This is a genomic window from Pseudomonas sp. R3-18-08, assembly GCF_003852065.1.
Taxonomy (GTDB): Bacteria; Pseudomonadota; Gammaproteobacteria; order Pseudomonadales; family Pseudomonadaceae; genus Aquipseudomonas.
This window is the reverse complement of record NZ_CP027729.1, coordinates 5228978-5251590: the sequence shown is the minus strand read 5'-3', so window position 1 is coordinate 5251590 and position 22613 is coordinate 5228978. Positions and strand designations below refer to the sequence as shown.

At 54.9% G+C, this 22613-nt stretch carries 14 protein-coding genes and 1 pseudogene; 3 read left to right on the top strand and 12 right to left on the bottom strand.

The features are described from left to right. Nucleotides 1-46: 46 nt before the first annotated feature. The 8 genes from C4J92_RS24200 to rpsU form a co-directional block, all read right to left on the bottom strand. On the bottom strand, nucleotides 47-1057 hold the full coding sequence (locus tag C4J92_RS24200) for a PD-(D/E)XK motif protein (RefSeq protein ID WP_124405450.1): 1011 nt from the start codon (nucleotides 1055-1057) through the stop codon (nucleotides 47-49). A 2-nt stretch (nucleotides 1058-1059) separates the two neighbouring features. Continuing rightward, nucleotides 1060-3330 carry a Z1 domain-containing protein gene (locus C4J92_RS24195; protein WP_124405449.1) on the bottom strand — a complete coding sequence of 757 codons (2271 nt, stop codon included), beginning with the start codon at nucleotides 3328-3330 and terminating at the stop codon, nucleotides 1060-1062. Beyond that, nucleotides 3327-4922: an ATP-binding protein gene (locus tag C4J92_RS24190; protein WP_256657510.1), complete on the bottom strand. Its 1596-nt coding sequence runs from the start codon at nucleotides 4920-4922 to the stop codon at nucleotides 3327-3329. The genes C4J92_RS24195 and C4J92_RS24190 overlap by 4 nt, the downstream gene beginning before the upstream one ends. A gap of 2 nt (nucleotides 4923-4924) precedes the next feature. Next, nucleotides 4925-6280, bottom strand: coding sequence for a DNA cytosine methyltransferase (locus tag C4J92_RS24185; protein WP_124405854.1), 1356 nt, complete (start codon nucleotides 6278-6280; stop codon nucleotides 4925-4927). A gap of 933 nt (nucleotides 6281-7213) precedes the next feature. Beyond that, nucleotides 7214-10957, bottom strand: coding sequence for a bifunctional diguanylate cyclase/phosphodiesterase (locus tag C4J92_RS24175; protein WP_124405448.1), 3744 nt, complete (start codon nucleotides 10955-10957; stop codon nucleotides 7214-7216). Between the two features lie 133 nt (nucleotides 10958-11090). Further along, entirely contained in the window at nucleotides 11091-12941 is a 1851-nt protein-coding gene (gene rpoD / locus C4J92_RS24170; RefSeq protein WP_124364661.1) for an RNA polymerase sigma factor RpoD, read from the bottom strand. Between the two features lie 67 nt (nucleotides 12942-13008). Next, on the bottom strand, nucleotides 13009-14979 hold the full coding sequence (dnaG, locus tag C4J92_RS24165) for a DNA primase (RefSeq protein ID WP_124364660.1): 1971 nt from the start codon (nucleotides 14977-14979) through the stop codon (nucleotides 13009-13011). A gap of 440 nt (nucleotides 14980-15419) precedes the next feature. Then, nucleotides 15420-15635, bottom strand: a complete 216-nt coding sequence (gene rpsU / locus C4J92_RS24160) for a 30S ribosomal protein S21 (RefSeq protein WP_002551877.1) — start codon at nucleotides 15633-15635, stop codon at nucleotides 15420-15422. Nucleotides 15636-15837: 202 nt separating this feature from the next. Here rpsU and tsaD point away from each other — a divergent pair, with 202 nt between their 5' ends. Continuing rightward, on the top strand, nucleotides 15838-16863 hold the full coding sequence (gene tsaD / locus C4J92_RS24155; RefSeq protein ID WP_124405447.1) for a tRNA (adenosine(37)-N6)-threonylcarbamoyltransferase complex transferase subunit TsaD: 1026 nt from the start codon (nucleotides 15838-15840) through the stop codon (nucleotides 16861-16863). 19 nt (nucleotides 16864-16882) lie between these two features. On the opposite strand, the gene plsY is transcribed toward tsaD, so the two are convergent. Next, the gene (plsY, locus tag C4J92_RS24150) at nucleotides 16883-17452 is read right to left on the bottom strand and encodes a glycerol-3-phosphate 1-O-acyltransferase PlsY (protein WP_124405446.1); all 570 of its coding nucleotides are present in this window, start codon (nucleotides 17450-17452) and stop codon (nucleotides 16883-16885) included. 74 nt (nucleotides 17453-17526) lie between these two features. Between plsY and folB the strand changes: the two genes are divergently transcribed. Further along, nucleotides 17527-17880, top strand: coding sequence for a dihydroneopterin aldolase (gene folB / locus C4J92_RS24145; RefSeq protein ID WP_124405445.1), 354 nt, complete (start codon nucleotides 17527-17529; stop codon nucleotides 17878-17880). Then, on the top strand, nucleotides 17871-18389 hold the full coding sequence (gene folK, locus C4J92_RS24140; protein ID WP_124405444.1) for a 2-amino-4-hydroxy-6-hydroxymethyldihydropteridine diphosphokinase: 519 nt from the start codon (nucleotides 17871-17873) through the stop codon (nucleotides 18387-18389). The genes folB and folK overlap by 10 nt, the downstream gene beginning before the upstream one ends. A 72-nt stretch (nucleotides 18390-18461) precedes the next feature. On the opposite strand, the pseudogene C4J92_RS24135 reads toward folK, so the two are convergent. From C4J92_RS24135 to C4J92_RS24125, 3 genes and pseudogenes are all read right to left on the bottom strand, one after another. Further along, a pseudogene (locus C4J92_RS24135) lies at nucleotides 18462-19693 on the bottom strand (multifunctional CCA addition/repair protein). A 63-nt stretch (nucleotides 19694-19756) separates the two neighbouring features. Continuing rightward, nucleotides 19757-21322, bottom strand: a complete 1566-nt coding sequence (locus C4J92_RS24130; RefSeq protein ID WP_124405443.1) for a SpoVR family protein — start codon at nucleotides 21320-21322, stop codon at nucleotides 19757-19759. Continuing rightward, nucleotides 21319-22590: a YeaH/YhbH family protein gene (locus C4J92_RS24125; protein ID WP_124405442.1), complete on the bottom strand. Its 1272-nt coding sequence runs from the start codon at nucleotides 22588-22590 to the stop codon at nucleotides 21319-21321. The genes C4J92_RS24130 and C4J92_RS24125 overlap by 4 nt, the downstream gene beginning before the upstream one ends. Nucleotides 22591-22613 lie beyond the last annotated feature (23 nt).

Sequence of the window (22613 nt, the reverse complement as noted above, 5' to 3'; positions counted from 1 at the left end):
GGTTAGTTCTCGGTCAACGGCACGCTAGAGATGCATCTGTAGTTTATTACGATGATGAATCCGACCATACGCCGTGAAGGTGCTTTTCCGACGAGGCCGCTATTAAATCTGAGAGATGATGTAAAGAGGTCTCTGCTAACGAAGACTTGACGTCGTTAAGGCTTACATTGTATCTGATACCAGTTATACGAGGATCAATTGGTTGACGTAAACCAGGAATGTCATTCATGTTAAAGGCTAGAAAATTTCTTTCCGAAAAAGAAATATCGAAGCGCCGGTCAATTTTTTCAGAGAAATCATTGCCAAGAGCTGATGCAATATTACTCCACAATTTTTTTCTTAATGCGGGATATTTTGAGGCAACTTCATCTATAGAGTTTGCCAGTTCCATAATGCTGACTCCGCCAGAGAGGCTTTGCATCATTATAGACCCGACGTATCCCTCACCGTTTAGTGGCGGTTGCAGTTGTGCCATTGCGAATTCGTGGGCTCGGGTTTCACGAATGGTGGATTTAACCTCCAAACATCCACCACGCCACGAAAAATCGAATTTTTCATAGATGTCGCTGTGCCAGTAATCGAGGAGCAGCAGTGGATCAGAGCTGCGGTCTATAATAAATAGCTCTGCCCATAGTCCTGCGACCTCTCGACCACTTGGGGTCGCCATTACTCTAAATAAATCTAAAAGCCCTTGAATGCTTTCCTCAAGCTCACGAGTACCAGAATTAAGTGGAAGCTCATCGATAGCCGCACTGAAACATTTTATAAAAAGCTCGTATAAGTCGGGTGCGCTTGGATCACAGGATATAACGGCGAATTGATCTTGAATTACAACTCCTGCTACATGAACACTACAAGTAGTGTGAAACTGTGCATTTAAATAGAGGAATTGGATGCTGGGGACATAACGGGGTATGCTAGCGTCATGAAGAAGGAAGATAGGCGCACCATCCACATCTTTGGCGAGGAAGTCTTGTCGCCGATCAGATAATGATAACGCAATAAACTTTTCTCCCGACTCGGCGCGCGGTAAGCTCTTAAAGTCTGTGAATACCATTTCTAAACTCGCTCCTCAATAATTAATGTCTTCTTCAGCTTTTTTGGTACATTAAGGGCAAACCAAGTGACGTCCCGAATGTCCGCACTGCTTTGATCTCGCTGTACCGTGCCAAGGTCGAATCTTCTGAGTTGTAAAGTAACGCGTTCAGTAGAGGAAAAACTTTTGTCGTTAAAGGCATCCGCACTTTGACTGAAGTATTGATTGATTGGTGCGAAGCGATGGGATGCACTCACTCCTCGACCTTGATTCCTCATACGATATCCAGTCTGTAATTTATTCATCATAAAAACATCTGTCACAATGTTGGCGTCGTTACTTAAAAGCAACGCTAAGACTACCAGCATCGCGCTGTGTTCTTCCGCATCTCTTGGATCCTTTACAGCAACCTTCAATAAAAAATCTTCGAGAACGACTCTTAAGGGGATTCCGTCGAAGACTTCATGAGGTGTACCATTCGTTGCTGTAGAAAACTTGGATAAGTTTGAAGCATTGATCGCTGGTCCGTATTCGGACTGCCATTTAGTGACCACATTCGAAAGTAAAATTCTGTTATCCGCCGCGGCGGTGTCATCACGTTGTAAAACGTCCGGAACTAGCCAGCCGTCAACCGGGATGCGACGAGTCCCTATCCCTATAATGTTCGGCCTCGTAGGTTTTAAAAGCTCAGTCAGAATAAAGTCACGACGCCATTCTAGGAGCGGCTTACCTCTGTGGGCAACGAGAGCCGAACGAACAAACTCTTCGTGTTCAACATATTCAGTAAAAGCGTCTTTTACACTTTGCTGTATAAATACCCGGCATAACCCGAAATAGCCTTTTTTATATCCGAAGAACCGAGCCCGCTGTTGTAGGGTATCAGCGGTAGCTGCGCCTCCCAATGGACGAGGCATATAAGTAATGCACAGACCTTCAACGGTGTACCCGCGATCTAATTTAGCACCGCCAACAAGAATCCAGTATCGAGTTTGCTTCCAGCTTATGTTTTTTTCTGCATCTGGCGTACCATTGACTTGCACAACGCGTAGCTCGTCGAACACATCATCAACCAGCGCTGCAACTAGCTCATTCAGAGGCTTTATTTTGGGCTCTGTCAGTTTGAGCGATTTATATTCTTCGTCAAACATTTTAGCGACAAGAGATGGGTTTTTTATGTACTCGCTTTCGACAATGAGCGAAATGCTGGTTTTCGCATTATCTACCCACGTTTTGTATTCTTTATGAGAGGATGTTTTGATTGCCGGATGAACCATCATTGAGCGATTTTGATCTTTTCCACTCAACCCTTTTTCTCTTGTTAAAGAATGCTGCGCCAGAACTAGAAAGAAAAATCGCAAAGCTTTCAGTAAGCTTTTTGGCGGCCCGCTCAAGATGTTATCTGGTGTCGGTACTTCGATAGCAGGAATGTCACATATCAAACTTGGATTTTCTAAAAAGAAAGCCTTTCCTCCAGTATATGACTGGCCAGGAGTTACAAGTTCTGCAAATGAAGCATTTAACAAATCAGATTGAGCTATCAATAGGTTGGCTTGGGGGGTAGCTGTATACTGCAAGTATGAATGGTGCGGTATCACATCCCTCAAATTCAAAATTCTTTCGTACGTTGCGCTTCTTTCTTCATCGATGGGTAGCTCACGGCGATTTTTTGCCGCTTTCGTATTCAGGCTGGCTTGGTCACTTTCATCATCAATAATTAGTGCGGGTATGTCATTTAGTTTTACTTTGCTCAATACCTCAGCAAGTTTCTCAAGATGGCCGCCGTGCTTCAGAACTGTAATCAAAAGTGATTTTTTTGAAGATTTTTTCCGCCAGGCATTTATTTTTGCCTCTACCTGATCCTGATCTTTCTTGGTAGGGTTGGACAAGTGGAACCACTGATCACCACCATTTTCTATACCCAAGTCCTTTCTGAGTCGGTACTCAGACTGATCCCGCAAGTTGTTTTTTGTTCCAGCTAAAACGATGACTAAACCATACCCATTGTCTCTTGCAAGCGCTATTACGGTCTCAAATGACATCGTTTTGCCACTCTGGACGTAGCCTACGACCAGACCAGTTTCATGTCCGGCGGGGTCTAACGGCGGCAAACATCGACCTAGAATGCGCTGGGCTTCTTGTAGAACCGAGTCGGGTCCTTCCGTCAGATCCTGGAAGTTAGGTCCATTTGGGTCACTTGACTTGCTTTTTAAAAAAGCATGTGTGAACTCTTTAAGTTCTGGTACCCAGCGAAGAGGTGGTCTAACGGTAGAGAGTATCTTGATTGATGTATTCATATTTTTGACGTACGCACCAAGGCGCCCCGCATTAAGTAGTTAAAGTTGAACAGAAATATTTCAGGAGAGATGCCTGTCATATCTTCTGATAAAACGAGGCCTACGCAAATTGCAGTTGCTATTCTTAAGAAAAGTTCAACATTTTCATTGTGGGTGCCAAGGAACTGTGTCGAGAAAGGATGTGCCAAAGAGATATCAAGAGTAAGTCTCCTAATACGCTCTAGCGTATCCTGTTCTTGCTCATGTTTCGCGACTGCAAGCCAATCTTCGCAAGCAGGGTCAATTGATGTTTTGATTGTGATGATCCACAGATTCCTACCGTCATCGACCTCAACCGTTTTTTCCGATGCTTCTAATAGGTTAGGTTCTAAATGTTCTGGAAGTATGGGCGGCGCACTGGGGTTAAGCCTGGATTCGATAATGAAAGGCGCAACCTGCTCTTCAATATATTGTGCAACAGATTTGGTAGCTGTCACTGCTAGAGCTTGAATCGATTTTCTGCTTGGCGTCGCACGATAAGATTCAGCTTGAGCCAGTAGATTTAAAGGTGGCGCCTCTAATTCATTTTTAAGATATTCTAAGAATATATCTTCATACTGTTCCCAGCGGAAACCATCTTTTGTGTGGCTGACATCGAAACCTTCTAGGTGTAACTCACCAAACAACCTTTGATACGGATAACTATTGGTTTGCTTAAAAATAAAACTAGGTCGATATGTCTCGTCGTAACTGCCCTCAATTAACCTATTTCTCCGGAATAGAGCGAATCCCGCAAACGGAGTCGATCCAATTTCTCGAAGAGCGGCAAACCCATTCACTCGCTGGCCATTACCAAAATCTAAATTAATATCTTTTCGCCATTCTACGGCTTTAGCATTTTGATCTTGTACTGGAATTCCTGATCCGGAAAATGGTAGCGCTTTAAGTATCTTTGGTGAGTTATACTCAAGTTGTTCTTTATTAACAGTAAGAACAAGTTCTCCTTGTCGGAGAAAAACCCTATAAATACTTGCGAGATGAGCTTTGATTTTACCTACAGTTCTTCCTAGAGGAATGTGATGTAGGCCGCGAAGAGTGACGACAGTGTAATGTTTTTTCGTCTTTTCCGCGCGTTCCTCTGTTATTAAGTTTTCGATCTGTTTTTCGACAATCTCGCGTATGTCAAAAGAAATAGTTCTCTCAACCGTTTCTCCCAAAGCTTTAGTTCTAACAGACCAATTCTCAGCAAACCAGCAAGCCGCGCTCTTCATCCCAATTCCGAACTCGGACAGGCCCGTTCGATCTGTTGGCACATGGGCTGCTCTAAAGGCCCTCGGGAAGTCATGCTCGGATATCCCAGCTGCGTTATCTGTTATTGTAATTCTACCCGGGCCCGCAGTGTCGATGCTGATATTTATTATAAGTTTAAAGTTTGATCCATTCAGCTCTTTTAGTTTGGTCCGGTTAGCTGCAAAGCTTTGGATTGAGTTGTCTATAAACTCCGCCATTGCAAACCATGCTTTGTAGTTCAGATGCTTAAGCACGGAAAGCATGGTTACTTCGGGTCGAATTTCGACTGAAACAGGTGCTGCCTTTTTAGGCTCTTCTTCCATGATCACAAAGTATCTGCCGTCAATTTGGTTGAACTTGATGCTTTCGATTTATAATTTTGGTCATCTGTAAAGATTAGCGCCTTAGCAACTGATTCGACCACGTTTGAATTTACTGCGTTTCCTAAAGCTTTGAACGCTAGCGTGTGGCTTGTGGGCAAGTGCTTTAAGGTATCCATGCTTTGAAGCTTTGCACATTCACGTGGTGTCATGTAACGCTTTTGCCATGCAATAATGGGTACTTGCGTATCAGTCATTGCTATTAAACTTGGCGCGGTCGTTCGCCGCTTTATCCTTACTCCAGATGCGCGGAATTGCAACACATAGTTCCATATGTTTCTCTCGCCACCTTTGACGTTCCATTCTAGTTTTTGCAGGCTAGATGGGAACTTTAAGATTTTCGGTAGCCACGGATCTATCCAAACTTTATTATCCGTATAAAATTGTCTGTTCATCCTTATAAAATCTTTCTTCCATTTTGGAAATGTCACTGTATTAGTACGCGCATGGCTAGGCAACGCTGACCATCTTTCCTCGATGGTTTTTAAGTACCCAATTTTAACTCCGTGACTTCCTTTGAATCCTTTCAGGCCGTCGAGGCCTTTTAGTTGTCTGCACGCGTATGGTGTGGTGTCTTCAAAGGGGTAAGTTGCTCCCCATTCCATGGACCATAGAGGAAACCAAGGTGGTTCTACATGTTCAGGACAAAGTTTTAGAAACTCATCCCATACTTCCAAACATTCATTTACTTGGGGTGAAAGCGCTTTTGCATCATTTGGGTAATCGTCGAGCACTGAGTCAATGCAAGTTGGTGTTTCCGTGGTTTCAGGCCAGGAGAATTCACTTAAAGGATCTAATGAGCCAACTATATAAACTCGTTCCCGAATTTGCGGGATACCAAAATTATGCGGGGAAAGCTTCTCTGCTGAAATATGATAGCCGACACCACCTTCTCCGGTTCCGAGAATGGTTTGAATTTCCTTCCAGGTTCGACCTTCGTCGTGCTTAAGTAGGTTAGGAACGTTTTCTAAAATGAAGTATTTTGGTTTTTTTGTAGCTAAGATTGCAGCAACATTGAAAAATAAGTTTCCTTGCTCGGTGCATTCAAATCCGAGTTGTTCGCCTGCTTTTGAAAATGGTTGGCACGGAAAACCGGCAGTTAAAACATCGTGGTCAGGAATGTCCTCTGGCTTTACTTTGGTAATATCACCAGCGGGACGAACATCAAAATTCATCTCATAGAGATCACGGAGATGTTCTTTCCACTCTGCTGCAAAGACGCAAACCCCTCCAAGTCGCTCCAGAGCAAGGTGAAAGCCGCCCAAACCAGCGAAAAGGTCTATAAATCGGAATGACTGCATCTGTTTCAAAAGGGCAAAACTCTCTGACGTTCATCTACTTTTCAGAGGATGGCCATGATCTCCTTAGCAACGCGCTTGCTCTGTATCGCAGGGTTGCAGTCGGCGCAAGATGGCATCCCGCCAATCTTCATGGTAGCTGTTTTCATGATCAAATGTCCCGACAAGATTGGCGGATTCCCCAACCATTATTTCACGTCCCGAGACCCGATTTGAGGAGCAAAAATATTCACTTTCTTTAAGTGATTATCTGACGTGTTAGGGCAGTGCCATTGATTTCACGGCAGGATCTTAGCTAGTGCCGTTGAGATATTGACCATGACGCGATGCATGGCTGTGGCAATCTGGGGTGGCTTTGAGAGCACTGCACATTGAGCTTGGTGGCTATGTCGGCAAGCTTTGAGGCCTTGGCACACAGCGCTGAAGAAATTAGGCAAAAAAAAACCAGACACACGGTCTGGTTTTCCATTATTGGTGGGCCTCCCCGGAGTCGAACCGGGCACCAACGGATTATGCTTACCACTTCGGTTTTCACCGCCCCTTTCGGGTTCGTGGTCTGGACTGTCTCTTACCTTTCGGCTCGCCCGTACAGTCTCTACACCTTCCTCGTGAGAGGCTTGGCTCGGGATTACCACGCTTGAGCAGAGGCTTCCCCGAATTTGAGCGATTCTACCAAGGGACAGAGTTAACTTACCCCAAGGCAACCCATTCGCGATCAACCATGCCCAATGAAGGGGTTAGGTATCTCACCTTAAGTCCGCTGCTCTAACCAACATGAGCTAGAGGCCCAAAGTCTTTCTATTTCAGTAGCTTAACCTACCCATGATTTAGGGACAAATGTGCGGGTAAATGAACCCTACATAAGAACCTACGACCAAGGGATTATGAGTCCCCTGCTCTAACCAACTGAGCTATAGGCCCTCAGTAGGTCGCGGATTATAACGATGGTTTGTTCACTGTGCCATCCGAAAAATCCTCCTGCCTCGTACGAAGGAAGGTTGCGGCAAATTGCTCCGGTGGCAGGGGCAGGCTGACGATGTAGCCTTGCATCTGTTCACAGCCTTCTGCGGCTAGGAAGGCTTGCTGGGCGGGGTTCTCCACGCCTTCGGCGATGATGGTGAATTGCATGCTGTGGCCGAGGGCGATGATGGCGCGGACGATGGCGGCGTCGTGTGGGTCGTCGGGCAGGCCGCGGACGAAGGATTGGTCAATCTTGAGGAAGTCCAGCGGCAGGCGCTTGAGGTAGCTGAGGGAGGAATAGCCGGTACCGAAATCATCGATTGCCAACTGCACGCCCAGGCCTTTGAGTTGGTGCAGCACGTCCAGCGCTTCTTCGGCCTGGCTCATAATGAAGTTTTCGGTGATCTCCAGTTGCAGGCAGCCGGGCTCCAGGCGGTAGTCGCGCAGCAGTTGTTCGATGCGTGACAGCAGGTTGGGGTGACGCAGTTGCGCGCCGGCGAGGTTGACGGACAGTGGCCCGAAATCATCGAAAGCGTCTTGCCAGGCGTGCATTTGTCGGCAGGCCTGTTCCAGTACCCAATCGCCAATTTGCAGGATCGTGCCGTTCTCTTCGGCCAGGGCGATGAAGTGTTCGGGCGGTACGTCGCCAAAGGTCGGGTGGTGCCAGCGTATCAAGGCTTCGGCGCCGATCAGTTGCTGGGTGAGCAGGCTGCGTTTGGGTTGGTAATACAGGCTCATCTCATCGCGTTCGATGGCGCGGCGCAGCTCATGCTCCAGCGCCACGCGTTCGTTGGCCTGGGCCGTCAGGTCGCGGGTGTAGCTTTCAACGCGGTTGCGGCCCTTGGCTTTGGAGCGGTACATCGCGGCGTCGGCATTTTTGACCAGGGTGGCGACATCGGTGCCGTCCTGCGGATACAGGCTGGTGCCGATACTTGCGCTGATAAAGAACTCGTGCTCGCCGGCCTGGAAGGGCGGTGTGAAGCAATCGAGCAATTTGTTCGCCAGGTATTGCGCATCGCTGGCCTGGTGCAGGCCGGGCAGCAGGATGATGAATTCATCGCCGCCCAGGCGAGCGACGGTGTCGATATCGCGCAATTGTTCCTTGAGGCGTACGGCGATGTCTTTGAGCAGCAGGTCACCGACCGGGTGGCCCAGGCTGTCGTTGATGTGTTTGAAGCGGTCCAGGTCAAGAAACAACACCGCGCCTTGATTGCCGCTTTCCTGCTGGCCGTTGAGGGCGGCCAGCAGTCGGCTTTCAAACAGCGTGCGGTTGGGCAGGCCGGTCAACGGGTCGTGATGGGCCTGGTAGTCGAGGCGCGCCTGGGCGAGCTTGAGGCTGGAGATGTCGGCAAATACGGCGACAAAATGCGTGACCACCTGCTCGCGATTGCGCACGGCGCTGATGGTCAGCCAGCTCGGGTACAGCTCACCGTTCTTGCGCCGGTTGGAAATTTCGCCCTGCCAGTGACCCTGGGTCGTCAGTTGGTGCCACATCGCGGCATAGAAAGCGCTGTCGTGCATGCCGGAGGCGAGCAGGCGCGGGGTATGGCCCAGCGCTTCGGCCTCGCTGTAGCCGGTGATTTCGCTGAAGGCGCGATTGACCGCACTGATGTTCTGCCGCGTGTCGGTGATCAACACGCCTTCGGCGGTGCTTTCGAACACCGTGGCGGCTTGTTGCAGTTTTTCCTGCATCAGCTGGCGCTCGGTGATGTCGCGGGCGATGGTCAGCATGCAATTTTCGTCGCCGATGGGCAGCGGGCGGCTGGACAGTTCGCAGAGGCGAATCTGGCCGTCGACGCGGCGGATATGGCAGATGAAGTCGCGGACAAAGCCGTCGCGCTGCATCAACTCGAGCAGGTGCTTGCGCTCATTAAGGTCGACCCATATCCCAAGGTCCAGGGCCGACTGGTCGAGCGACGTGGCGCTGGTGTAGCCGGTCAGGTGGCTGAAGCCTTCGTTCACTTCGATCAGCAGCCCATCGCTTTGCCGGCTCAGCAACAAGCCATCGGGCGAGGCATGAAACGCCTTGGCAAACTTCTCCTCGGAAGTTTGCAGCTGCTGTTGGGTTTCCTTGAGCTGGGTGATATCTCGCACCACGACCACCAGGGCCTCGGTGGTATCGAGTTGGAACGGCTCGGTCGAAATAAGCCCGGTAAACGCCTGGCCATTGCTGCGCCAGAAAATCATCTCTAGGTTGCGGATGCTGGTGGTCTGCACGCGTTGCAGCAAATCCGGACCGACGCCTTCAACACCCCAGATATTCAGCTCGGTGGCGGTTTTGCCCACCACCTCCTGGGCGCTCAGGCCGATCTGGTCTTCAAAGGCCTTGTTGACTTCAAGCAGGCATCCGTCGGACAGGCGGGCGATCACCAGGATGTCCGGGCATTGCTGGAACACTGAGGCAAACTTCTGCTCGGACAGCTGCAGTGCCTCCTCCGTACGCTTGGCTTCGCTGATGTCGATCATCAAGCCGCGCAGCACCGGTTCATGGCCGTATTCGATCAGGCTGACAATGTCGCGTACCCACAGGCAGCGGCCATCGGCGGTGATAACGCGATAGTCGATGCTGTGGTCACGGTTGGCGCGGGTTTCACGGTAGCAATACGTTTCGGCGCGGGTCAGGTCGGCAGGATGAATGATGTTGCGCCAGAAACCGGGGATCAGCCAATGGGCGCGGGGGTAGCCGAGCAATTCTTCAGCATGGGGCGACACGTAGCTGTAGGTGAAATCGCTGATGTTGGCTTCCCAGGCGATAGCGGACAGGCTCTCCACCAGGCCGCGATAGTGGTACTCGCTGCTGCGCAGTTCTTGCTCAAGGGCGACCCGGCGGGAAATTTCCGAGCTGAGCCGACGATTGATTCGAATCACAACGGCCAGCACGGTGCTCAGCAGCAATACCGCAGGCAGACCGTACATCAGCAAATCCGCCCAGAGCGTGCGGTGATCGCTGAAGCTGCCGACCCAACGCTGCTGGATCGCATCGGTTTCGGCTGGGCTGAGATCGGCGAGGACCTTGTCCAGAATGCCCACCAGTATTTTCTCATCCTGCGGGACGCCCATAGCCAACTGATAGCGGTAGGGCGTTTCGCCGCTCACGTACAAACCGTCGAGTTTCAGTTGGCGCAGGCTCCACACGCTGGAAGCCAGGTCGCTGACGACCGCATCGACTTCATCGGTGGCCAGGGCCTGCAGCATAGAGCTGGCGTTCGGCATCGCGACGAGATTGAGGTCCGGATGGTGGGTGCGCAGTAATTCATGAGGCGCATAGTTTTCCACCACGGCGATTTTCAGTCCGTACAAGTCGTTGAGATTGCGCGGCTTGGCGCCGCCTTCATGGGCCAATATCACGATGGGAAAGTCGAGATAGGGGCGCGTGAAAGCCAGGAAGCTCTGGCGTTCCGGGGTAGACATGACGCCAGGTAGCAGGTCGAGCTGACTGTTGCGTGCTTGCTCAAGCACAGCGGTCCAGTTTGTTGGCTCGATCAGCTTGACCCGGATGCCCAGGCGATCCTGGATCAGGCGCACATAATCGGCGGACAGGCCCTGGTAGCGGCTCTCTTCATCGCGGTATTCAAAGGGCGGCCAGGACGCATCCACCCCAAGGCGCAGCTCCTGATGGTCCGTCAGCCAGCTACGCTCATCATCCGTGAGAGTCAACGCGCCAGCCGTTGCGGTCCAGGTCAGCAGCGACAGCAGTATCACGGTCGGCAATCTGGGCATAACGGTCTCGTTATGGCACGGGGAATTTCTCGAGTGTAGACGGGCATTGCGGGGGAGGGGAGTTGCGGGGCAGTTATCTGTGGAAGTAATTGTTAGAAAGCAAAACCCCCGGCCTGGGCCGGGGGTTCTGGTATCACTCGTCGAGGAAGGAGCGCAGATGCTCGCTTCGCGTCGGGTGGCGCAACTTGCGCAGCGCCTTGGCTTCGATCTGACGGATCCGCTCGCGGGTCACGTCAAACTGCTTACCGACTTCCTCAAGGGTGTGGTCGGTATTCATGTCGATGCCGAAACGCATGCGCAGTACCTTGGCTTCACGGGCAGTGAGGCCGGAGAGTACGTCGCGCGTCGCTTCCTTAAGGCTCTCAACGGTGGCGACATCGATTGGCGACTGCATGGTCGAGTCTTCGATGAAGTCACCCAGATGGGAGTCTTCGTCATCACCGATCGGGGTTTCCATGGAGATCGGTTCTTTAGCGATCTTCAATACCTTGCGGATTTTATCCTCAGGCATTTCCATGCGTTCGCCCAGCTCTTCCGGGGTCGGTTCGCGACCCATTTCCTGCAACATCTGCCGGGAAATACGGTTGAGCTTGTTGATGGTCTCGATCATGTGCACCGGAATACGGATGGTGCGGGCCTGGTCGGCGATCGAGCGAGTGATCGCCTGACGGATCCACCAGGTGGCATAAGTCGAGAACTTGTAGCCGCGACGGTATTCGAACTTGTCCACCGCTTTCATCAAGCCGATGTTGCCTTCCTGGATCAAGTCGAGGAATTGCAGGCCACGGTTGGTGTACTTCTTGGCGATGGAGATCACCAGACGCAAGTTGGCTTCAACCATCTCTTTCTTCGCGCGGCGGGCCTTGGCCTCACCGATCGACATGCGACGGTTGATGTCCTTGATCTCGGCAATCGTCAGGCCGGTTTCAGCCTCCAGTGCGCTCAGTTTCTGCTGGCAACGGAGGATGTCCGGCTGCAGGCGACCAATGGCTTCGGCGTATTTCGCCTTGCCTTTGGCCAGGGCGTCGCTCCAACTTTCGTCAACTTCGTGGCCGGGGAACTGGCGCAGGAAATCGGTACGCGGCATGCGCGCATCACGGACACAGAGCTGCATGATCGCACGCTCTTGTGCACGCAGACGCTCAAGGGCGCTACGAACGCGTTCAACCAGGCCTTCGAATTGCTTCGGTACCAGCTTGATCGGCATGAACAGCTCAGCCAGGGCCAGCAGCTCGGCAATTGCCTGCTTGTTGGCACGGCCATGCTTTTTCAGGGCCTTGCGGGTGATTTCCATTTGATCGGAAACCGCACCGAAACGCTGGGCAGCGATGACTGGGTCCGGACCGCTTTCGACTTCTTCTTCGTCGTCGGTGCTGGCTTCAGCCTCGTCTTCGTCGGCGTCGTCGTCCGCTTTCGGCGCCTTCGGATCGACAGGCGGCGGTATTTCGGCGGCAGGCGGCGCAATGCCGTCGTCCGGGTCGATATAACCGCTGAGGACGTCAGACAGGCGGCCACCTTCGGTGGTGACGCGAGTGTACTCGGAGAGAATGTGGTCAACCGTGCCAGGAAAGTGCGCGATTGCGCCCATCACTTCACGGATGCCCTCTTCGATACGCTTGGCGATTTCGATTTCGCCTTCGCGTGTCAGCAACTCGACGGTACCCATTTCACGCATATACATGCGCACAGGGTCAGTCGTGCGACCGATGTCGGTCTCCACCGCGGCCAACGCGGCAGCGGCTTCTTCAGCGGCTGCCTCGTCGGTATCGGCGTCGGCCAACATAAGGGCGTCCGCATCCGGAGCACTCTCGTGTACGGGGATCCCCATGTCATTAATCATGCGGATGATGTCTTCCACCTGCTCTGGATCTGAAATATCCTCAGGCAGGTGGTCGTTGACCTCTGCGTAAGTCAGATACTTCTGCTCACGACCAAGGGTGATCAACTCTTTGATACGAGACTGCTGTTGCGCTTTTCCGGACATAACACCCTATCCACTGAAGGTCTTGGCGGGCAAAAAACAAGCCGAGGATTATACCCGAGCTATGACCTCACACGCCAGCTGAGGTCGGGTTTGATGTGCAAACGTTCTGTTTTAAGAGGTCGCGCATCTGTTTTGCTATCTGAATCTGCTCTTCAGCCGACAATCCCGGCTGTCTTGCTCTCTTGATGAGCTCATCGAGGGTCTGTGTATGTTGACCCGCGGATAACCTGTTAATGGTGTCTAAAAACTGTTGTTCAAGGTTATCGCCGTCAATTAGCCACTCCTTTTCCGCGAGTGCCTTCAACAGGCGGCCCTGTTCCGTGCCATGCCAGCGAGCCATCAGCTGAATTGAGTTTAGCTTAGGATTTTTCTGCACGGCCTCGATCAAGGCGATAAGCACCTGAGCGTAGGTGTTGCTCTCGTTGGCAAAATGATCGGCGCTTTCAACCTTGCCCGCCAATTGCGGGTGGTGGATAAGCGTGCGCAACGCAATCAGCGTCGGCGCCTCTACGGCAACCGGCGTACGCGGGGCATAGGCCTCATCGCGATCGCCGCGCTTGCCATTCTTGCTCCAGGGCTTCTTGTCCCACTTCTTGCCGCCGGCCCCGGGCTTCTTCGGCGTCCACTCCTGCTGGGGCGTAAACGCCTCCTGCGGTTGGTGGAAGTCGGCATAGTCCGGCATGGCGTCGTAATCCATGCCTGGGTCGTAGGCGGGCGGCGCGTGCTGAGGGGCGCTGTGCACCAGCTGGCTCACGGCTTCGCCGCTCAATCCGGTGATTTCCAGCAGGCGCTGGCGCATCAGGGTGCGCAAATTGGCGCCTGGGACCTTGTCGATCAACGGCGCTGCGAGGGTGGCCATGTGGGCCTTGCCTTCAAGCGAGCGCGGGTCGGCTTCTTCGGTCAATTGCTGGAAAAAATAATCCGCCAGCGGTTGCGCATGTTGATTGATACGCGCCCGGAACGCGTCGGTGCCTTCGGAGCGCACCAGGGTGTCCGGGTCTTCGCCTTCGGGCAGGAACAAAAAGCGTGCACGGCGCCCGTCCTGCAGGCTCGACAGCGTGGCCTCAAGCGCGCGCCATGCGGCATTGCGGCCGGCCTGGTCGCCGTCGAAGCAGAACAGCACGCTGGGCACCACGCGGAACAGGCGCTTCATGTGTTCTTCGCTGGTGGCTGTGCCGAGGGTCGCCACCGCATTGCGCAGGCCCTGCTGGGCCAGGGCGATGACGTCCATATAGCCTTCAACCACGATGATCTCGTCGAGGTTGCGGTTGTTCTTGCGCGCTTCGAACAGGCCGTAGAGTTCCTGGCCTTTATGGAAAACCGGGGTTTCCGGGGAGTTCAAGTACTTGGGCTTGTCGTCCCCCAGCACTCGGCCACCGAACGCGATGATGCGGCCGCGGCTGTCGCGGATCGGAAACATCACGCGGTCACGGAAGCGGTCATAGCGTTTGCCGGTCTCGGCGTTTTCAATCAGCAGGCCGGCGTCAATCATGGCTTTTTGCTGGAGCGTGTCGCTGCTCAGGTGCTTGTACAGGTTGTCCCAGCCTGGCGGGGCGAAACCGAGTCCGAAGTCCCGGGCGATTTCCCCGGTGAGGCCGCGGCCCTTGAGGTAGTCGACAGCGGCTTTGCGCTGCGGATGGCTTTTAAGCGCCTGCCGATAGAAATCGGCGGCGGCGGTCAGTAGCGGATACAGCGGCGAGTCGGTGGGTTGGCGCGGTTTGTGCGCACGGCCACTTTCTTCGCGGGGGATTTCCATGCCGGCGGCTTTCGCCAGGTCCTCGACGGCCTGGGGGAAATCCAGGTTGTCGTGGTCCATCAGGAAGCCGAGGGCGTTGCCGCCGGCGCCGCAACCGAAGCAGTAATAGAACTGCTTGTCCGGGCTGACACTGAACGACGGGGTTTTTTCTTTATGGAACGGGCAGCAGGCGGTGTAGTTCTTGCCGGCTTTCTTCAGTTGCACGCGTGAGCTGACAACATCGACGATGTCGGTGCGGTTCAGAAGGTCGTCAATAAAGCTCTGGGGAATCAGCCCGGCCATGGCGTTCTCGTCATCACTGCGTGTAAATGAGGGCCCGTGAAATGTTCAAGCGCACGTTGGGCGCTCGATCATTATCGTCTGCATGGGGTGTCAGGGAGTGTATCTGCCGAACATTCGCTGACGTTAGTCTCTATCAGTGTCCGACGAATAAAAGTTGCCCGTGAGTCCGGTCTTGACCTGCGAGCGGTCTCGGAAGCTCACCGATGGGCACAGTCGACACAGTTGATCGCCTGCTTGAAGAATAGGTGTGCTCGTCAGTAGCCTTGTTAGGCTCGTCAGAAGAGACGTGCACCGCTGGCAAAAGAGCCAGTCCTGACGTGTGAAGCAGTGTCTCGGTCGCGTGTGCGGCGTCGACGATGAAGCATCAAGCGATATCCGCAAATGCCAACAGCCCGGCTGAGGGCCGGGCTTGGCAGAAGCTTGCTACGAACGTCTGTGTATTAGTACAGACGAACGGCGCGGCGCTGTTCGCGCTGAACTTTCTTGGCGTGACGCTTAACAGCGGCTGCTGCTTTACGCTTACGCTCAGAAGTTGGCTTCTCATAAAATTCGCGGCTACGAACTTCAGCCAGAACACCGGCTTTTTCGCAGGAGCGCTTGAAACGACGCAGAGCTACGTCGAAGGGTTCGTTCTCTTTTACTTTGACGGCTGGCATCCAGAGCTACCTTCTTTCATTACCGGGATCAACGTTCTCGTCGCAAAAAATTCGCGGCTGAGGTCGTCGGTTTTTAAGGGTTGCGGATGTTAACCCCTCATTGGCAGGAATGCAAAGCCTCTGATCGAAAACCGCTAGTCGGGAGGGGGAGTGGCGACTATTATGCGCGCCTTCGAATTCAGCCTCTACAAGGCGCAAACCCATGCTAGTACTGGGACTTGAAACCTCCTGCGACGAAACCGGTGTCGCACTTTACGACAGTGAACGCGGGCTTTTGGCCGATGCGCTGTTCAGTCAGATCGACCTGCACCGTGCCTATGGCGGCGTGGTGCCGGAGCTTGCCAGTCGTGATCACGTCAAACGCATGCTGCCGTTGATTCGCCAGGTGCTGGATGAGGCTGGCTGCGTGCCGACCGAGATCGACGCGATTGCCTATACCGCAGGCCCGGGATTGGTCGGAGCCCTGCTGGTTGGGGCTTCCTGTGCCCAGGCGCTGGCGTTTGCCTGGGGGATTCCGGCCCTCGGTGTGCACCACATGGAAGGGCATTTGCTGGCACCGATGCTGGAAAAAACACCGCCAGCGTTCCCGTTCGTCGCTTTGTTGGTTTCGGGGGGGCATACGCAGCTGGTTCAGGTCGACGGCATCGGCCAATACACGTTGTTGGGCGAGTCGCTGGACGATGCCGCAGGCGAAGCATTCGACAAGACCGCGAAGATGATGGGGCTCAATTACCCCGGCGGTCCGGAAATTGCCCGTCTTGCCGAAAAAGGCGTGGCCGGTCGTTACACGTTCCCGCGACCGATGTGCGATCGCCCGGGGCTGATGTTCAGCTTCAGCGGCTTGAAAACCTCGGCGTTGAATACCTGGCAGCAGAGCGTCAGCGCCGGAGACGACGGCGAGCAAGCCCGTTGCGACATCGCGCTGGCGTTCCAGCAGGCCGTGGTGGAGACTTTGACCATCAAGTGCAAGCGCGCCCTGAAGCAGGCAGGCATGAAGCGCCTGGTGATTGCTGGCGGCGTCAGTGCCAACAAGGCTTTGCGCAGCGCGCTGGAGAAAATGCTCGGTGAGATGAACGGCGACGTGTTCTATGCGCGGCCTGAGTTCTGCACCGACAATGGCGCCATGATCGCCTACGCCGGCTGTCAACGCCTGCAGGCCGGGCAGCATGAGAGCCTGGCGATCAGCGTGCAGGCACGTTGGCCGATGGAGCAGTTGCCGCCGTTGTAAGGGTTAACCTGGACGCCCGTTAGAAATGCCGTTCGCGCCCGGCAAACAGGTCGCGTAGATTGCCGCGGTGGCGCCAGACGATCAGCAGTGTCAGCACGCTCATCGGCAGCAGCGCCGCCGGTGCTTGCCAGGCCAGCAAGGGCAGGGTGAGCGGTGTAGCGATCAGCGCAGCCAACGAGCTGGTGCGGGTCAGGTAGAACGTCAACAGCCAGGCGAGCACCGCCAGCAAGGCTGCCGGCGGGTAGATCCCCAGCAGCATGCCGGCCGCCGTGGCGACGCCTTTGCCGCCGCGAAAGCGGAAGTACAGGGGGAACAGATGGCCCAGGACGGCGCATACGCCCACCCAGGCCTGCTGTTGCAGGGTAAGGCCGACGAGGCTGGCGAGCAGTACGGGCAGCAGGCCCTTGCAGAGGTCGCCCAGCAGCGTCAGCACGGCGAGTTTCTTGCCGGCCAGGCGCAACATATTGGTGGCACCGGCATTGCCTGAGCCACTCATTCGCGGATCGGGATTTCCCGTCAGGCGGCTGAGCAAAATGGCAAAGGACAGCGAGCCGAGCAGGTAGGCGAGAATCGCCAGTGACCAAAACATGCTAACTATTCCGGGCGAGGACGCCCTGATTCTAACGGGGCATCGCGCCCTTGTCGTGCTGCGGAGAAGAGTGCTTGGACAGAGTGTTTATCGAAGGCCTGGAAGTCGACACCGTGATCGGCGCCTACGACTGGGAGCGCGGAATCCGTCAATGCCTGCGCCTGGACCTGAGCTTTGCCTGGGATAACCGTCCGGCCGCCGCCGGCGACGACCTGACCCTGGCGCTGGATTATGCCAGCGTGTCCGCGCGTATCCAGGCCTTTGCTGAGCAGTCCCACTACCAACTGGTGGAAACCTTCGCCGAACGCCTGGCCGAAGTGTTGATGAGTGAATTCCAGATTCCCTGGCTGCACCTCAAATTGACCAAGCCAGGTGCCGTCCCAGCGGCCAAAGGCGTGGGCGTGGAGATCGAGCGCGGATGTCGCTGACTCAGGTTTACCTTGGCCTGGGCAGTAATATCGAGCGCGAGCTCAATTTACGTGCGGGACTCGATGCGCTGGCGAGCTTTTTGACGGACATGCGCTGTTCGGCGGTGTTCGAAAGCCAGCCGGTGGGTATCAAGAGCGGGCCGTTCTTCAATCTGGTGGTGTCGGCGTGGACCGACCTGTCATTGATGGAGCTGGACCGTCGGCTGAAATCCATCGAGGCCGACAACGGCCGCTATGCGCCAGATCGTAAGGGGCTGCCCCTGGATATCGACGTGCTGCTGTATGGCGATCTGGTGGGTAATTTCGACGGTTTGATCCTGCCACGGGCAGAGATCCTGAAAAACGCCTTCGTGTTGTGGCCGCTGTCGATGATGGCGCCGGACCGGGTGCATCCTGAAGCGGGCAAGACCATGGCTGCGCTGTGGCGTGATGCGCAGATCAATCAGGTGCTCGCGCCTGTGGCGTTTGAGTGGCAGGGCGAGCAACTCACGGCAGATGTGCTTCTGTAGGAGCCGAGCTTGCTCGCGAAGAACGTGAACGATAACGCCGCGCTCTCAGGTTTTTCGCGAGCAAGCTCGCCCCTACAGTGAACTTTGGCGTTCCTTGTAGGCTTTTAGGGCGTTAAGCCGTTCACGCTTGAGCGCCTCGCCCAGCTCCGGGCCTTTGAAGCCTTTTTCCAGCAGTGGCGCCACTGCCACCTCGCGCGCAGCCTTCGCCGCCCCCGCAAATAATCCGCCTGTGGATAACTGCGCTGTTCAAGACCCTTGCGGCCCCGCGCATCCATCTCGCAGGCGACCACGAATTCCTCGAAGCGTTGCGGTCGACGGTAGACGTCAAAACTTTGCAGCAACTCCAATAGCGTCGACGCCTTCAGCTCCAGGGCGCGATGCCCGTGGGTGTGATATTGGCCCACCAGCAGCGCCAGTTCCTGGCAATCCTTTGGCACTTTGAAACGTTCATTAACTGCCTTGATCAGCTTCAAGCCCCGGTGTTCGTGGGCAATGTGCTGCGGCAACTTATCCACAGGTGTCAGCCCTTTGCCCAGGTCGTGCAGCAAGCAGGCCCAACGCACGGTCAGCGGTTGTTTGTGCACTGCAGCCTGTTCCAGCACGCTCAGGGTGTGCACGCCGGTGTCGATCTCGGGATGATGGGCTTCGGGCTGCGGTACGCCGAACAGCGCATCCACTTCCGGCATCAGGGTTTTCAGCGCATGGCAGTCGCGCAGCACCTGAATAAACACCTGGGGCTGGTCTTCCATCAATGCCCGGGAAATCTCCTTCCAACTGCGCTCCGGCGTCAACGCTTCCAGTTCGCCGGATTCGCTGAGCTGACGCATCAGTGCCAGGGTTTCGGGAGCCACGCTGAATCCGAGGTGCGCATAACGCGCGGCAAACCGCGCAACCCGTAGCACTCGCAGGGGATCTTCGGCGAACGCGGGCGAAACGTGACGTAAAACACGTGCGTCCAGGTCGCGTTGACCGTGGTAGGGATCGGTCAGATTGCCCTCATCGTCTTCAGCCATGGCATTGATGGTCAGGTCGCGACGAACCAGGTCTTCTTCCAGCGTGACGTCGGGGCTGGCGTGAAACACGAAGCCACCGTAGCCCCTGCCACTTTTGCGCTCGGTGCGGGCGAGGGCGTATTCATCGCCGTTTTTCGGGTCCAGGAACACGGGGAAGTCAGCGCCGACCGGCTTGAAGCCTTTGGCCTGCATCTCTTCGATGGTGGCGCCAACGACGACGCGGTCGATATCGGTGACCTCGATGCCCAGCAGGCGATCACGCACGGCACCGCCGACTTTGTAGATTTTCATGAAAAAGCCTCCATTAGCGGCACAGGATACCGTCTGTGCCGGGCCAATGGAGGCTTTGCCGTTTCAGAGATGCACGACGGCCAGGTCCAGACGGCCGTAGTCGGTGTCGTTATGATCGCTGCGCGGGGGAACATGGTGGGTTTTCACCACCTGGTCGCCTTGCAGGGTTTCCAAATGAATATCGAAGCCCCACAGCCGGTGCAAGTGCTTGAGCACCTCCTCGGTGGATTCGCCCAAGGGTTTGCGGTCGTGCTGCTGGTGGCGCAAGGTCAGCGAGCGGTCACCCCGCACGTCGATGCTGTAGATCTGTACGTTGGGCTCGCGGTTGCCCAAGTTGTATTGCGCCGCCAAGGTCTCGCGGATAGTCCGGTAGCCGGGTTCGTCATGGATAGCGGGCACTACCAGGTCGTCCTTGAGGTCGTCATCCATGATGCTGAACAGCTTGAGGTCGCGAATCACCTGGGGAGACAGGTACTGCAGGATGAAGCTCTCGTCCTTGAAGCTGCTCATGGCGAATTTGATGGTGGAGAGCCAGTCGCTGCCGGCGATTTCCGGGAACCAGCGACGGTCCTCCTCGGTGGGGTGTTCGCACATGCGCCGGATGTCCCGATACATCGCAAAGCCCAGCGCATAGGGATTGATGCCGTTGTAGTACGGGCTATCGAAACCGGGCTGGAACACCACACTGGTGTGGGAGGTGAGGAATTCCATCATGAACCCGTCGGTGACCAGGCCTTCGTCGTACAGGTCGTTCATCAGCGTGTAGTGCCAGAACGTCGCCCAGCCCTCGTTCATCACCTGGGTCTGGCGCTGGGGATAAAAGTACTGGGCGATCTTGCGCACGATGCGCACGATTTCGCGTTGCCAGGGCTCCAGCAGTGGCGCATGTTTTTCCAGAAAATACAGGATGTTTTCCTGAGGTTCGGCGGGGAAGCGCGCATTGTCCTTGTCGTTGTTCTTGCCGGCGCGCTTGGGAATGGTGCGCCACAGATCGTTGATCTGTTTCTGCAAGTGTTCCTCACGTTCCTTCTGACGCAGGCGTTCTTCTTCGGCCGAAATCGGATAGGGGCGTTTGTAACGGTCAACGCCGTAGTTCATCAACGCGTGGCAGGAGTCGAGCAGGTCTTCCACCGCGTCGATGCCGTGGCGCTCCTCGCATTGCATGATGTACTGCTTGGCGAACACCAGGTAATCGATGATCGAACTGGCATCGGTCCAGGTGCGGAACAGGTAGTTGCCCTTGAAAAAGCTGTTATGCCCGTAGCATGCGTGGGCCACCACCAACGCCTGCATGCAGATGGTGTTTTCTTCCATCAGGTAAGCGATGCACGGGTCGGAGTTGATCACGATCTCGTAGGCCAGGCCCATCTGGCCGCGGGTGTAGGATTTTTCGGTGCTGAGAAAGTGTTTGCCGTAGGACCAATGGTGATAGCCCAGCGGCATACCGACGGAGGCGTAGGCGTCCATCATCTGTTCGGCGGTGATCACTTCGATCTGATTGGGGTAAGTGTCCAGGGCATAACCCGCCGCGATGCGGCTGATTTCCCGGTCATAGGCCTGGATCAGTTCAAAGGTCCACTCGGACCCGGTGGAAATAGGTTGGCGCTTATGCTCTTTTTTGGCGGTCATGACACTAACCTGCGCTGGAAGAGTTCACGGAAGACCGGATAGATATCGCCGGCCGAGACCAGTTGCTGTTGGGCGAACGTATCGGCAAAGGCTTCGCCGATGCGCTCGTATTCGAACCATAGCGCCTGGTGCTCACGGGGAGTAATTTCGACGTAGGTGTAGTACTGCACGAAAGGCATGATCTGGTTGATCAGGATGTCGCGGCAGATCGGCGAGTCATCGTTCCAGTTGTCCCCGTCGGACGCCTGGGCCGCGTAGATATTCCACTCATTGACCGGGTAGCGCTCGGCCATGATTTCCTGCATCAGCTTCAGGGCGCTGGAGACGATGGTGCCGCCGGTTTCGCGGGAATAGAAGAATTCCTCTTCGTCCACTTCCCGAGCGCTGGTGTGATGGCGGATGAACACCACCTCAATCTTGTCGTAGTTCCGCTTCAGGAACAGGTATAGCAAGATAAAAAAGCGCTTGGCAATGTCCTTGGTGGCCTGGGTCATGGAGCCGGAAACGTCCATCAGGCAGAACATCACGGCCTTGGAACTCGGGTTAGGCTGCTTGACCAGCAGGTTGTATTTCAAGTCAAAGGTATCGAGGAACGGCACACGATGAATGCGCGCGCTGAGCTTCTCGATTTCTGCCTCTATTTCCTGGATATCGCCGAAGTTGTCCGGTTCTTCGCGCCTCAGGCGCTCCAGCTCTTCCTTGGCCTGCTTCAATTTTGCACGGCTGCTCCCCGACAGGGCGATACGCCGGGCATGGGCTGAGCGCAGGGTGCGGATGATGTTGATACGGGACGGGTTGCCTTCGTTGCTGATACCCGCACGCACGGTTTTGTACGTGTCGGTGCCGGTCAGGTTGCGTTTGACCAGGTTGGGCAGTTCCAGGTCCTCGAACATGAATTCGAGAAATTCTTCCTGGGTGATCTGGAACACGAACTCGTCCATGCCCTCGCCGGAGTTACCGGCCTTGCCCGCGCCCTTGCCCCCACCGCCACCCTGCGGGCGCTGGATGTGGTCACCCGTGGTGAACTCCTTGTTGCCCGGATGCACCACGGTTTGCTTACCGCCCCGGCCGTGGTGCAGCACGGGTTCGTCGATGTCCCGTCCGGGAATGCTGATTTGTTCGCCATGTTCCATGTCGGTGATGGAGCGGCGGCTGACGGCCTCTTCAACGGCCTTTTTGATATGGTCACGGTAACGCCGCAGGAAACGCTGGCGGTTTACCGTGCTCTTGTTCTTGCCATTGAGGCGTCGGTCGATCACATAGCTCATGGGGAGCCCTCCGGGCAGCTTCA